13 protein-coding genes and 1 pseudogene are annotated in these 12357 nt (G+C 62.3%); 8 read left to right on the forward strand and 6 right to left on the reverse strand.

Annotation, left to right across the window (positions count from 1 at the left end; translation table 11 throughout):
- Positions 1-372 precede the first annotated feature (372 nt).
- A complete protein-coding gene (locus tag ABYO54_RS07020; RefSeq protein WP_372807535.1) occupies positions 373-825 on the forward strand; it encodes an FKBP-type peptidyl-prolyl cis-trans isomerase in 453 nt (150 codons plus the stop codon).
- Here ABYO54_RS07020 and ABYO54_RS07025 read toward each other — a convergent pair.
- Complete coding sequence (locus tag ABYO54_RS07025) at positions 822-2408, reverse strand: hypothetical protein (protein WP_372807536.1); 1587 nt, start codon at positions 2406-2408, stop codon at positions 822-824. The two genes, ABYO54_RS07020 and ABYO54_RS07025, sit on opposite strands and share 4 nt — an antisense overlap.
- 1 nt (position 2409) lies before the next feature.
- The gene (locus ABYO54_RS07030; RefSeq protein WP_372807537.1) at positions 2410-2925 is read right to left on the reverse strand and encodes a hypothetical protein; all 516 of its coding nucleotides are present in this window, start codon (positions 2923-2925) and stop codon (positions 2410-2412) included.
- 267 nt (positions 2926-3192) lie between these two features.
- Here ABYO54_RS07030 and ABYO54_RS07035 point away from each other — a divergent pair, with 267 nt between their 5' ends.
- From ABYO54_RS07035 to ABYO54_RS07055, 5 genes are all read left to right on the forward strand, one after another.
- A complete protein-coding gene (locus ABYO54_RS07035) occupies positions 3193-4335 on the forward strand; it encodes a hypothetical protein (RefSeq protein ID WP_372807538.1) in 1143 nt (380 codons plus the stop codon).
- Positions 4336-4371: 36 nt separating this feature from the next.
- Positions 4372-4914: a hypothetical protein gene (locus ABYO54_RS07040; RefSeq protein ID WP_372807539.1), complete on the forward strand. Its 543-nt coding sequence runs from the start codon at positions 4372-4374 to the stop codon at positions 4912-4914.
- A gap of 162 nt (positions 4915-5076) precedes the next feature.
- A complete protein-coding gene (locus ABYO54_RS07045; RefSeq protein ID WP_372807540.1) occupies positions 5077-6039 on the forward strand; it encodes an agmatine/peptidylarginine deiminase in 963 nt (320 codons plus the stop codon).
- A 95-nt stretch (positions 6040-6134) separates the two neighbouring features.
- Positions 6135-7001: a carbon-nitrogen hydrolase gene (locus ABYO54_RS07050; protein WP_372807541.1), complete on the forward strand. Its 867-nt coding sequence runs from the start codon at positions 6135-6137 to the stop codon at positions 6999-7001.
- Position 7002: 1 nt separating this feature from the next.
- Positions 7003-7359, forward strand: coding sequence for a DMT family protein (locus tag ABYO54_RS07055; protein WP_372807542.1), 357 nt, complete (start codon positions 7003-7005; stop codon positions 7357-7359).
- On the opposite strand, the gene ABYO54_RS07060 is transcribed toward ABYO54_RS07055, so the two are convergent.
- Positions 7353-8066, reverse strand: a complete 714-nt coding sequence (locus ABYO54_RS07060; RefSeq protein ID WP_372807543.1) for an RluA family pseudouridine synthase — start codon at positions 8064-8066, stop codon at positions 7353-7355. The genes ABYO54_RS07055 and ABYO54_RS07060 overlap by 7 nt on opposite strands.
- 119 nt (positions 8067-8185) lie before the next feature.
- Here ABYO54_RS07060 and can point away from each other — a divergent pair, with 119 nt between their 5' ends.
- A complete protein-coding gene (gene can, locus ABYO54_RS07065; RefSeq protein ID WP_372807544.1) occupies positions 8186-8791 on the forward strand; it encodes a carbonate dehydratase in 606 nt (201 codons plus the stop codon).
- Entirely contained in the window at positions 8788-9216 is a 429-nt protein-coding gene (locus tag ABYO54_RS07070) for a YiiD C-terminal domain-containing protein (RefSeq protein WP_372807545.1), read from the forward strand. The genes can and ABYO54_RS07070 overlap by 4 nt, the downstream gene beginning before the upstream one ends.
- A gap of 190 nt (positions 9217-9406) precedes the next feature.
- Here the strand turns inward: ABYO54_RS07070 and ABYO54_RS07075 are convergent, their stop codons facing one another.
- The 3 genes and pseudogenes from ABYO54_RS07075 to ABYO54_RS07085 all read right to left on the reverse strand — a co-directional run.
- Positions 9407-10249: a PTS sugar transporter subunit IIA gene (locus ABYO54_RS07075; RefSeq protein ID WP_372807546.1), complete on the reverse strand. Its 843-nt coding sequence runs from the start codon at positions 10247-10249 to the stop codon at positions 9407-9409.
- Between the two features lie 3 nt (positions 10250-10252).
- Positions 10253-11908: a SulP family inorganic anion transporter gene (locus ABYO54_RS07080; protein ID WP_372807547.1), complete on the reverse strand. Its 1656-nt coding sequence runs from the start codon at positions 11906-11908 to the stop codon at positions 10253-10255.
- 82 nt (positions 11909-11990) lie between these two features.
- Positions 11991-12357: pseudogene (locus tag ABYO54_RS07085) on the reverse strand (hypothetical protein); the annotation flags it as partial.

Consider the following 12357-nt stretch of genomic DNA (forward strand, 5'->3'; position numbering starts at 1 on the left):
CCCTCCCAATCTTCTCCAGCGCGCGGAGGGGGTCGCGGGCGCCTTGGTCGTCGACGGCTCCTACGGCACCGAACACCTCCGCCAAATCCAGGCCGAAGCCAAGGAAATCGTCAACACCGCTCTCGCCTAGTGCGTGAAAAGTGACGATTGAGGCGTGACGATTGAGGCGTGAGGCGTGATTCCATCCGGGATCGCGCCTCGTTTTTTTTGGAGGGCGAGGCTCCGTCCGAGCCAATCGGCGGAGCGGTGCGCGGTCCAATGCGGATGACCATGCGGACGCGGCGGCGGGGTGGAACCTCCCGCCCTACCGGGATCGTCACGCATATAATTTTCCCCTTCGCGATCTTAGAGACTTCGTGTTTAACTCCTCCCATGGGCAGACAAAAGAACAACAACAAGAATGCCGGGAAGAAGCGCGGGCGCGGCGGCGCGGGGCAGAACCGCGCCGAGACCGACGCCTTTCTGAAGAAGAACCGCTCAAAGCCGGACGTCATTACGACGGCCAGCGGGCTGCAGTATACGATCAAGGAACCGGGCACGGGCAAGTCGCCGGACGAGTGGAGCACGGTGGAGGTCAACCAGCGGATCCTGCTGGTCGACGGCACGATCATCAAGGACACCTACCACGGCACCGAGACCGACACGTTCACGATGGCCGAGGCGATCGACGGCCTGAAGGAAGGGCTGCCGCTGATGAAGGAAGGCGGCAAGTTCCGCTTTGTGGTCCCGCCGGATCTGGCGTGGGGCAAACGCGGCGCCGGCGACAAGATCGGCCCCCATGCCGCGCTGATCTTCGACATTCGCCTTGAAAAGGTGATCGGCTAGAAGCCGCGGGCATCGGCCTGGCGGTCGTGGAGCTCGCGGGCGCGGTTCAGGTTATCGATAAAGGTGCCGAGATAGGTTTCCTGCTGGCCGTAGGAGCGGAGCGGGATAATCACCGGTTTGGGCGACGACGCCACTTTCGCGGGCAGCACGTGACAGACATCGCTCTTGACCATGATGCCGATGAACTCGCCGCGGTCGGTCAACAGATAGTCGCCCACATCCGGGCGGCGGCCGCTGACCGTCCTGACCGTCAGGTAGTCGCGTCCCAGCATGGGGATGATTTCAACCAGCCCGTACGCATTCACGTCCTTGGCACTGAAGAGCGACGCAACCCGCAGGCGGCGCTGCTTGAGCCCTTCCATCGTGATCGGTTCCAGCGCATTTTCGGTCGAGTCGACGACATGAACCAGGCAAACCTGCGGCTCGGTGGCGGGAACCATGATGGCCTGCAGGGTGCCGGCCTTGCCTTCCCCAACCATCGGCGCGGCAACACCCTTCACGTCGGTCACGCGGTCCGACAGCCCGCCGAAGAACGATTTTTTTAGCCCAAGCTCGTCAAATTCCGCCGGCACCACCGTGAATCCGCCGACCTTGACCAACGGAATCGCGAGTTCCTTATCGGTTTGGTAAAGCTGGCCGTTTGAGGCTTTGCGCTCGGTATAACGGATCCGAACGCGGCGCAGGGCGTCATCGCGCCGCGTCCACACGGACTTGCCGAGTTCCTCGACGGCGGCCTGTTTTTCGGCTTCGAGGCGGGCGACGCGCTCTTTGTCGCTCTTCCCGCGTTCTTCGAGCGCGGCGGCATCGGCCGTGGCCTGTACGAGTTTTTGGGTGACCTCTTCGTTTTTACCGGCCAGCCGTTCGCGTTCGGACAGGGCAACGGAGGCTTTGGCGGCGGCCTCGGCCGCCTCGGTTTTCGCGGCGGCCAGTTCTTCCGCGCGGCGAGTCAACGCGGCATTGAGTTGCTGGAGTTGCTCCTGGGCGACGTCCCGTTCGGCCCGGGCGCGCGCCGCGTCCTCCTTGGCGGCGAGTACTGCGGAGTCCAGTCCGGCGCCGGCCTGCTCGGCCAGCTTGGCTTTGCGCTGGGCCTCGGCGGCCTTTTGCTCGGCAAGCTTCATTTGAACCAAGGCGGCATCGGCGCGTTCCTTGGCTTCGCGTTCCTTCTGTTCGAGTTCGAGCGTGCGCTGCTTGGCCAATAGCGCCTGGCGGTTGACCAGCTCCGCCTCCCGGGAGGCCACCTCGGCATCGGAGCGCGCGGCGGCGGCGGCCAGTTCGGCCTGCCGAAGCTTTTCGAGCGCCGCCAGGTTTGCGGCGCGGTCGCGCTCGGACTTGGCCTCGGCCAAATCGGCCCGTTCCAGCGCGGCGCGGGAGAGCGCGGTGGTCTCTTTCAGTTGCGCTTCGAGCCGCGCAATCTGGTCGCGGTAGGCGGTTTCGTTCCGCAAGCCCTCTTCGAGCATACGCGACATGCCGCCGGCCGGTAGCGGAATGTTCCCCGCCCCGCCGCCCGCCCGCTGCCGGGCGGTCAGCGCCAGCACCGACAGCACCATGACGTCGAGCATCACGATCAGAATCGAACGCCGCATTTTACTCCGCCCCGCCCGTTTGCATCAGCAGTTCCTGTTTCAGCGGAGTGTGGTAGCCCAGGCGCAGGATCACGGAAACAATGATGCCCATGGCCGTTGAGGCATAGGCAAACATGAGGCCCGCCGAGGGGTAGAGGGTGATGACAATGAAGCTGCCGACGGAACCGAGCAGGCCGAAGTAGAGCGGCAGGTCGTAGTAGATGTCGATGGCATCGAGCAGCTCAAGCGTGTGCCCCGCATCGCGCCCGGAAGCCTTGACGCCCCGGGTCTTGGAGAGCGCCGCGATCCAGGCAAACACCTGCAGCACCGCGGAAAGGAGCACCATGACCCACGACATGCGCTGGCCGACGCGCTCCGAAACCTGCCGGGCCTGCTCCACCATCTCCGGACTGATGGCGCCCATGCCTCCGGAGATCGGGGCTTCGCTCGGCTTGAAGAGATACGAAATGCCCACCGCCAGCAATGCCGTCAGCAACAAAACGCCCAAAAAAATAAAGAAACCACGTAAAAACTTCATTCGCCAGACTCCAATAAAAGATGAACCTCGAGCGCATACACTACCGCAACCCCGCCATGAATCACAAGACGCCGGACAAAAAACGAAACGGACGGAAAAAACGGACCATCTTCGGCGATCGACGGGTTCTTTCCGCCTCTTCGCGCTTGGGCCGGCCACCCCGCGCCCTGCGATAAGACGGCAAAGAGCTTGCATTAAGTTCGGCATTTTAAACACTATGTCCAAAATGGCTGTTTGAAACCGGCCAGGCAACCCAAGGAGAGAAGTATGAGAAAAACGACGGTCGTTCTGACTGCAGCCATGGCGGCATCGCTAACCTATGCCGAAAGCATCATCCAACCCATCAACGAAAAGGGGTACGGCACCTTCTCCGGCAAGGTGCAGTCTCTGAGCATGTACCGCGACGGCGTTTCAGGATCCGGGGTCAACGGCGCCAAAAGCACCCTCGGCACCACCATCAGCTACGATTCTCCCGAGGTTTCCGGCTTCGATGTCGGCCTCGAGTACGACTACTACAAAGAGGTCTACGACAACAACACGTCGGCCGTCCTGGGAAACCCCGAACTCGCGATCCTCAACGAAGCCTACCTGCGCTACAACTTCGGCCTCGTGGGCCTGACCAACACCACCGTGAGCATCGGCCGCAAAATCAACAATGCCGAAGTGTTCCGCGCCGATGAAATCCGCAACAAGTCGCGCTCGATCATGGCGCTCGAGGCCGGCAGCAAAGACATTGAAAACTGGTCGATCGCCGGCGGACACGCCTTCGAGCAGTGCAGCTGGAACAGCGACGATTTCGTGGATCTGGGCGACTACGGCATCACTTGGGCCGAGGCGGTCTACACGGGGATGGACAAGCTGGAACTGGCCCTGTTCGACGCGGTTGTCTGGGACGAAGTGAACATGTTCGGGGGGCGCGGCCGCTACGAACTGAACGGCGAAACCGCCATTCTGGGCTATTTCCGCCGGGAAAAGTCGATCGGCGACGGGGTCTCGGAAGGCGACGCCCTGGGGTTGTCGATCGAGCATAAGCTGTGCGGGGTCACGCTGGAAGGCGGCTACTTCGGCGTCTATGGCGACGGGCTCCTGCTCGACCAGCGCTCCATCGGCTTCAACCATGTGCTCGGCACCGCGATGCTCATCAGCGGCGGACACTGGGACGCCGGCGCCAACACCTATTACGTCACGGCGAAAACCCAGCTGGAAAACACCAAGACCTCGCTCTACGCGCTGGCCAGCTATACCGACAACGGCCGCACTGGCAGCCTTGGCAACGGCTACGAAATCAACACCGTAATCAAGCAGCCGCTGATGGACAACCTGAGCCTCGCCGTCAAAGGCGCCATCGGCGAAGCGGAAAACACGACCAAGGCGACCGACTGCCGCCTGTTTGTGACCTACACCTTCTAAACCCCAACCGACAGAACTTACGAAAAGGGAAATACCATGGATCATAAAAAACTACTGATGGTTGGCGCGGTTGCGGCGGCCGGCATCCTCTCCGGCTGCAGCACCGCGCACATCAAGAACCCGCTCGTCGCCGCCTATCCGAACATGGAAGTCGGCCAGGCGGAACTGCTGGCGCGCCCAACGGAATACGGCATCACCATCGACGACAAGATCGTTAGCGCAACGGCCAGCGGCAAGCGGTTCCTCGGCCTCCCGCTCAAGGGCGCCAAGCACTACACCCTCAACTCGCGGATCGCGGGATCCTTCAGCCCCACCGACTCGCTCCAGGCCGAAGCCTGCAACGCCATCTTCGACGCCAATCCGGATGCGGAAGGGCTGTTCGTGGTACGCATCGTTACCGAAGCCAAACGGACCATCCTTCCCGGCACCGGAACGTGGGACACCACCGTATATGCGAAGAAGCTGAAAATCACCAGCTACGGCGTCATGGAGGCCGAACGCGCCGACATCCTCAAGGGCATGCGGATCCCCGCCGGCGACACCTCGGCGAATACGATCAACCTCAAAATGGTTGAATAACCAACGCCCCGCCATGCGCTTTGCATCGCGAACCAGGACGGCCCCCGGGCCGTCCTTTTTTCATTTTCCGGTCCGCCCCGGAAGCGGTTTCGCCGAACAAGCACCGCACCGGTCCACATTTTGCGCTCGCGTTTTTTGCCCGGTTTGGAAATTCTTCCCGGCATGAACAATTCCACCAAAAGATTACCCGCCGAATGGGAACCGCAAGACGCCGTACTGCTCACCTGGCCGCACGCCAAAACCGACTGGGCCGGCTGTCTCGAAGCCGCGCAGCAGACGTTTAGCGAAATCGAAGCCGCCATCCGCCGCTTCGAAGCCGTCGTCCTGGTCCGGCCCGATGCCTTCAACCTGCCCTCCAACGATACGTGGAGTCGCGACTTCGGCCCGATCTCCATCGAAGAAAACGGCCAGCCGGTGCTGCTCGACTTCACCTTCAACGGCTGGGGCGGCAAGTTTGCCGCCGCGCTCGACAACGCCATCACCCAGAAACTCTACGCCAACGGCGCCTTCGACCAAACGCGGCTGCGCACCGTCGATTTCGTCCTCGAAGGCGGCAGCATCGAATCCGACGGCGAAGGCACGCTGCTGACGACCGCCGCATGCCTGCTCAACCCCAACCGCAACCCGAACCGCTCCAAACCGGAAATCGAAGCGCTCCTTAAAAAGGAACTCGGCCTCCATACCATCCTCTGGCTCAACCACGGCTATCTCGCCGGCGACGACACCGACTCGCACATCGACACCCTCGCCCGTCTCTGCCCCGACAAAACCATTGCCTATGTCGCCTGCGACGATCCGGCGGACGAACATTACGCCGCGCTCAACGCGATGAAAGCCGAGCTGGAGCAGTTCGAAGGCTACCGCCTGCTGCCCCTCCCCTGGCCCGCCGCGCAATACGACGAAAACGGCGAACGGCTCCCCGCCACCTACGCCAACTACCTCGTCATCAACGGCGCCGTCCTCGTCCCCACCTACAACGATCCCGCCGACGAAGCCGCCCTGGCCGTCATCGCCAACGCCTTCCCCGGTCGCGAAATCATCGGCATCGACTGCCGCACCCTCATCCGCCAGCACGGCTCGCTCCACTGCGTCACCATGCAAATCCCGGCGGGCGTTCTTGGCTGAGCGCGCCGCGGCGAAGCGGCCAAGAAGCCCGACGAAAACCTTTGTTTCTTGGCGTCTTTGCGGGCATATATCAAACCCATTTGGGGAACGGAGTTATGGATAAAATAAAAGCAGGCTTGGTGCAGCAGTCGTGTTCGGGCGACCGCGCAGAGAATATCGAAAAGAGCATGGCGGGGATCCGCCGTTGCGCGGCCCAAGGCGCCGAGTTGGTGGTGTTGCAGGAGCTGCATACCTCGCTCTATTTCTGCGACGTGGAAGATCCGGCCCATTTCGATCTGGCCGAAACCATTCCCGGCCCCTCCACCGAACGCTTCGGCGCGCTCGCCAAGGAACTCGGCATCGTGATCGTGACGTCGCTCTTCGAAAAGCGCGCGCCGGGCCTTTACCACAACACCGCCGTGGTACTGGAAGCCGACGGGTCGATCGCCGGCAAATACCGCAAAATGCACATCCCGGACGATCCGGGCTACTACGAAAAATTTTATTTCACGCCGGGCGATCTCGGCTTTGCGCCGATCGAAACCTCCGTCGGCAAACTCGGCGTGCTGGTTTGCTGGGACCAATGGTACCCGGAAGCCGCGCGGCTGATGGCCATGGCCGGAGCCGATATGCTGATTTATCCCACCGCCATCGGCTGGGATCCCGCCGACGCAAACGACGAGCAGGCGCGGCAGCGCGAAGCGTGGATCACGATTCAGCGGTCGCACGCCGTCGCCAACGGCATTCCGGTGCTCAGCGTCAACCGCGTCGGCACCGAACCCGGCGGCGCGCTCTTTTGGGGATCGAGCTTCGTGGCGGGCTGCCAGGGCGAGTTTCTGGCGCAGGCCGACACCGAATCGGAAACCGAACTGGTTGTGGAGCTCGACCGCAACCGCTCCGAAACCGTCCGCCGCATGTGGCCCTATCTGCGCGACCGCCGGATCGACGCCTATGCCGACCTGACCCGCCGCTTCATCGACTGAGATGAATTCATATCTAACGACGGTCGGGCTGCTCTGCCTCAGCAACGTCTTCATGACCTTTGCGTGGTATGCCCACCTGCGCAACATGCCGACCAAACTTTGGTTGCTGGCCGTGCTGGCCAGCTGGGGGCTGGCGTTTTTCGAATATGTGCTGCAGGTGCCCGCCAACCGCATCGGCCATCAGGTCATGAACGTCGGCCAGCTTAAAATCCTGCAGGAGGTCATCAGCCTGAGCGTCTTCGTCCCGTTTTCCATGCTCTACATGAAGGAAAAGCCGTCGCTGGATTTTCTCTGGGCCGGCCTTTGCATTCTGGGGGCGGTGTTCTTTCTTTTCCGCCGCAAACTACTCGGTCACTGATCCGCCCGTTTCGGCGCGGTGAGCCCCAGCAGTTCCGGCGGGACGGGATCGTCGAAAATCATGCGGCGGTGGCTGAAGGGATGGTCGAACTCCAGATGCATGGCATGCAGCGCCATGCGCCGGAAGCGGTCGCCCTTCTTCCCGTATTTCGGGTCGCCGACGATCGGGTGGCCCAGATCGGCCAGATGGACCCGAATCTGGTTTTTGCGGCCGGTGAGCAGGTCGACGTGCAGGGCGGTGCACTGCCCCGAGCGGGCGGCTTCCCGGTAGCGCGTCTCCGCCTTTTTTCCCGCGGCCGGATCCGTCGTGGCATAGACGAACTGCTCCTTGTTTTCGGCCAAGTAGTTGACGATGCGTCCGCTGGGCCGCTCCAAATGGCCGTGCACGACGGCGTAGTAGGTTTTATCGACGTCGCGCCAGCTGTTTTTCAACTGCTGCTGCACCCGTTCGCTTTTGGCAAAAACGAGCAGGCCGGAGGTGTCGCGATCCAGGCGATGGACCGTATAGGCCCGCAACCGCGAACGGGCGTTCCCCTTGCGCAGATAGGAGGTCAGCAGACGCTCCGCCGTCCGCGGTTCATCGCGATGCGGACTGTTGGTGAGCAGGCCGGGCTCTTTGTGGATCACGATCAGGTCGCGGTCCTCGAACAGGATTTCCACGCCGGAAAGGCGGCGGTGTTTTTTTTGCGGGCGGGCGTCGGGATTCATGGCGCGCACGATTGTCCTTTCTCCCGCGGGAAGCAAGCCGCATATGCAGCAATACCGCCCGGGCTTGACCCGGTTGCGACACCTCTCTATCCTACCCCGCAGCTAACCTTGGAGCTCCCATGAAATCATTGCAGCGTATTTTCGACAACAACCGCAAATGGGCCGAAAAAATCGAACGGGAACAGCCCGGTTTCTTCGAACAGCTTTCCAAACGCCAGAGCCCCGAATATCTCTGGATCGGCTGTGCCGACAGCCGCGTGCCCGCCAACGAGATCATCGATCTCCCCCCCGGCGACGTCTTCGTGCACCGCAACATTGCCAACGTGGTCGTGCACACCGACCTCAACTGCCTCTCGGTCATCCAATATGCCGTCGAGGTGCTGAAGGTCAAACACATCATCGTCTGCGGCCACTACGGCTGCGGCGGCGTTGGCGCGGCCCTGGACGATCACGACCATGGCCTGATCGACAACTGGCTCCGGCACATCCAGGACGTCTACCGCCTCCATCGCGGCGAACTCGATGCCATTGCCGACGCCACCGCCCGGAAGGACCGGCTCTGCGAACTCAACGTGATCGAGCAGGTCGGCAACGTCTGCGCCACCACCATGGTCCGCAACGCCTGGCGCACGGGACAACCGCTGCACGTCCACGGCTGGATCTACCGGCTCGAGGACGGCATCCTGCGCGATCTCGGCGTCACCGCCACCGGAATGGACGGATGACCGTCGATCCCTTCATCCATATTCCCCCGGCGAAAGCCCTGGGAATCCAGCTCAACCGCTTCGAAGAAGGAACCGCGGAGCTCGTCGCCCCCTTCGCCAAAAACGTCAACGACAAGGGGACCGCGTTCGCCGGCAGCATCTGCTCGATGCTCAGCCTTGCTGGCTGGGCCGCCATCACCCTCGCCTTGCGGGAAAAAGGCATTGAAGCCGATGTGTTGATCGTCAAGAGCGAGATCGACTACACCGCCGCCGCCCGCGCCGCCCTCTTTGCCGAAGCAACCGTCCGGCCGGACAAAATCGCGCGCGCCCTCCGCGAGCTCGCCGGGCGCGGCCGCAGCCGCATCGACCTCCACGCCAAGCTCCACTCCGACGGCATCGACTGCGCCGCCATGGCCGCGTCCTACGCGATCATCCACACGGGCTAGTACATTAAACATCCTAAAGATACGGATGGATCGCAGGAAAAGATCCATCACATACGGGAGATGCTGCTCATTTCCGATTTAACAGAAGGCCGCAAGGTTCGCGAAGAATCGGCCTTGCTCTCTTTGCGTCCTTTAGCGAAGCGGGTGGTTGAAAATCATCCGAAAGCTTAAGGTTTCCTGTGTACTAGGCTTACTTGATCACCTTGCGGGTTTGGCGAACGAGGATGTTCCAGAGGTCTTGCTCGTTCTCGGCGGCCAGCAGCGCCTCGCGCGCCTCTTTTTCACGGAAGGTCTGCGACAGGCCGGAGATGAGCTTGAGGTAAAACGCGCTGGTGGCGGTGGGGATGGTCATGAAGAAAAAGACGCGCGTGAGCGTCCGCCCGGGCCCGCCGAAATGGATGCCCTTTTTATGGATGCCCAGCGCCATGGTCAGGCCGCCGCCCTCCACGCCGCGTACGTGCGGGAAGGCCATGCCGCTATCGACCGCGGTGCTGATGATGGCCTCGCGCTGCACGGCCAAGTCGAGCAACTGTCCGGCGTTTTCCACGAAGCCCTGTTCCTGCATGCGGGTGCAGATTTGCCCGAGCACCTCCTCGGGCGTGTCGCCTTCCAACGGCATGACCATCAGCGACTCGGAGGAAAAGCGGGCAATGCCGATCTGCTGTTTTTCACCGTATTTGCGGGAGGCATGCTCGCGGGCGACCACCTCGGAGGGGACGTAGAGGTAGCGCGTGCAGTTGAGACAGCGGTGGATCTCCTCCGCATGGTGGACTTCGTTGATCAGGCTGTTGCTCAGTCCCATGCCGCACCCCGTGCAGTGGCCGTCGACGATCGGCACGACGGCTTCGGGATGCTTCTGGAGGAGCTGGTTGAGATGGGTTTTGATCCGTTGCGGCAGGTCGGCGCCCAGCATGGCGATGTTCTTTTCGAGCGCATCGAGCGGCGCATTGGGCATGGCCACTTTTTTCTGGATGCGGGCGACGGCCAGTTCCTGGAGCTGGATGAGTTGATTGATGAGTTTGCGGTTAGGCATGGTTTACTCCTTGGTTATTTCCTTTGCCCGCTCGATCGCGGAATCGATGGAGGGGCAGAAGTTTGCGGGGCCGACTTCGGCCATAAAGCCGGACTGTTCAAACGTTTTGCGCGGCTGGGCGGCGACCCCGGAAAAGACGAGTTGCGTCTTTTGCTTTCTGCACTGGGCGTGGAGCTGCCGCAGGTTTTGCAAGCCGGTGGCATCGATGGCCGGAACGTTGCGAATGCGCAGGATCAGCACCGGTATGTTTTTGCGCCGGTTCCCGAGCGCGTTCCAGAAGGTGTCGGCCATGCCGAAGAAAAACGGGCCTTCCACTTCGTAGACCTCGATGCCCGGCGGCACCTCGCGCAGCGCAAACGCGTTCGGATCCTCGGCGGAATCGACGTCGCCGCAGACGGCGTCGGTGATGACGCTGACATTCGCGATCTCCGCCATGCGGCGGATGAAGAGCAGCGCCGAAAGCACGATGCCGACTTCGACGGCGACGGTGAGGTCGACCAGCACGGTCAACGCGAAGGTGAGCAACAGGACGAGCCGGTCGCTGCGCGGGCCCTTGAGGATGGCGGCAAAGTTCTGGCGTTCGCTCATGTTCCAGGCCACCACCACGAGGATGCCCGCCAGCACGGCCAGCGGAACCATTTTCGCCAACGGGGCGAACAACAGTAGAATCAGCGCCAGCGTAACGGCGTGGATGATCCCGGCCAGCGGCGTACGCGCGCCGCTCTTGACGTTGGCCGCCGTGCGGGCGATTGCCCCGGTGGCGGGGATGCCGCCGAAAAAGGCGCTTCCGATATTGGCGATGCCCTGCGCGATCAACTCGGTGTTGGGGCGGTGTTTGCCGCCGATCATGCCGTCGGCCACGGTGGCCGAAAGCAGCGACTCGATGGCGGCGAGCAGCGCCACCGTGAAGGCGGCGGGAATCAGGCCGGCGAGGTCGGCGGCCGCAAAGGAAGGAAGCGCCGGCGACGGCAACATGCGCGGCAACTCGCCGAAGCGGCTACCGATCGTCTCGACGTCCAGGTGGAGAAGTGCCGCGGCGGCCGTGGCCGCCAGCATGGCGACCAGCATGGCGGGGATTCGGGGGTTCCACCGCCGCAGCACGGAAATCAACAGCACGGAACCGATGCCCAGCGCCGCGGCCGCGGGCGAACAGGTTCCCATGGAATGGAAATAGTCGATCCATTTGGGAATGAATTCCGAGGGCACGGCCTCCATTCGCAGACCGAGCAGATCCTTGATCTGCGTGGAAAAAATGACCACCGCGATCCCGGCGGTGAAGCCCGTGGTGACCGGAAACGGAATGAAACGGATGAGGCCGCCGAGGCGGCACAGGCCGAAGAGGATCAGCAGTGCGCCCGCCATCAGCATGCACAACACCAGCCCCTCGTAGCCGAACCGGGCCACGATGCCCGCAACAATCACCACGAAGGCCCCGGTCGGCCCGCCGATCTGCACCCGGCTCCCGCCGAGCAGCGAGATCAGAAAACCCGCCACGATCGCGGTGAACAACCCGCGTTCCGGCGGCAACCCGCTGGCGATCGCAAAGGCCATTGCCAGCGGCAGGGCGATGATCCCGACCGTCACCCCCGCCGCGCAGTCGGCGGCGAGTGTTGAACGGTTGTAGGTTTTCAGCAGGGTGAACAGTTTTGGGCGGAACATTTTTTTCTTGGTCGAAGGTCTTGAGGCCGAAGGTCAAAGGGCCAGATTGGCGGCCTTCGACATATCGACCTTCGGCGCTCTCCTATTTAAGAAAATACCTCAGATAAATATAAGCACTGGCCACCACCAAACTGATGAGCATGAAGGGGAAACCGTACTTGGTGAACGAACCGAACGTGATTTTGCAGTTGTTGCGGTTGGCGACCTGCACAATCACGACGTTGGCCGAAGCGCCGACGAGCGTGCCGTTGCCGCCGAAACAGGCGCCGAGCGCGAGCGACCAGAGCAGCGGCTCGGCCACCTGCGCATGGATCAGCGCCTGGTCGTCGAGCCCCATCTGCTGGGCGAAGACCGGAATGATCCCCTTCACCAGCGGAATCATCGCCATCACCAGCGGAATGTTGTCGACGATGGCGGAGGCGATGGCGCTGAACCATAGGATGGTGAGC

It is taken from the genome of Pontiella sp. (assembly GCF_041622395.1).
GTDB lineage: Bacteria > Verrucomicrobiota > Kiritimatiellia > Kiritimatiellales > Pontiellaceae > Pontiella.

Coding starts and splice junctions, on each gene's coding strand:
- ABYO54_RS07045 (WP_372807540.1), top strand. CDS start 5,077: ATGAACAATTCCACCAAAAGATTACCCGCCGAATGGGAACCGCAAGAC.
- ABYO54_RS07055 (WP_372807542.1), top strand. CDS start 7,003: ATGAATTCATATCTAACGACGGTCGGGCTGCTCTGCCTCAGCAACGTC.
- ABYO54_RS07070 (WP_372807545.1), top strand. CDS start 8,788: ATGACCGTCGATCCCTTCATCCATATTCCCCCGGCGAAAGCCCTGGGA.
- ABYO54_RS07040 (WP_372807539.1), top strand. CDS start 4,372: ATGGATCATAAAAAACTACTGATGGTTGGCGCGGTTGCGGCGGCCGGC.
- can (WP_372807544.1), top strand. CDS start 8,186: ATGAAATCATTGCAGCGTATTTTCGACAACAACCGCAAATGGGCCGAA.
- ABYO54_RS07050 (WP_372807541.1), top strand. CDS start 6,135: ATGGATAAAATAAAAGCAGGCTTGGTGCAGCAGTCGTGTTCGGGCGAC.
- ABYO54_RS07075 (WP_372807546.1), bottom strand. CDS start 10,249: ATGCCTAACCGCAAACTCATCAATCAACTCATCCAGCTCCAGGAACTG.
- ABYO54_RS07020 (WP_372807535.1), top strand. CDS start 373: ATGGGCAGACAAAAGAACAACAACAAGAATGCCGGGAAGAAGCGCGGG.
- ABYO54_RS07035 (WP_372807538.1), top strand. CDS start 3,193: ATGAGAAAAACGACGGTCGTTCTGACTGCAGCCATGGCGGCATCGCTA.
- ABYO54_RS07025 (WP_372807536.1), bottom strand. CDS start 2,408: ATGCGGCGTTCGATTCTGATCGTGATGCTCGACGTCATGGTGCTGTCG.
- ABYO54_RS07030 (WP_372807537.1), bottom strand. CDS start 2,925: ATGAAGTTTTTACGTGGTTTCTTTATTTTTTTGGGCGTTTTGTTGCTG.
- ABYO54_RS07080 (WP_372807547.1), bottom strand. CDS start 11,908: ATGTTCCGCCCAAAACTGTTCACCCTGCTGAAAACCTACAACCGTTCA.
- ABYO54_RS07060 (WP_372807543.1), bottom strand. CDS start 8,066: ATGAATCCCGACGCCCGCCCGCAAAAAAAACACCGCCGCCTTTCCGGC.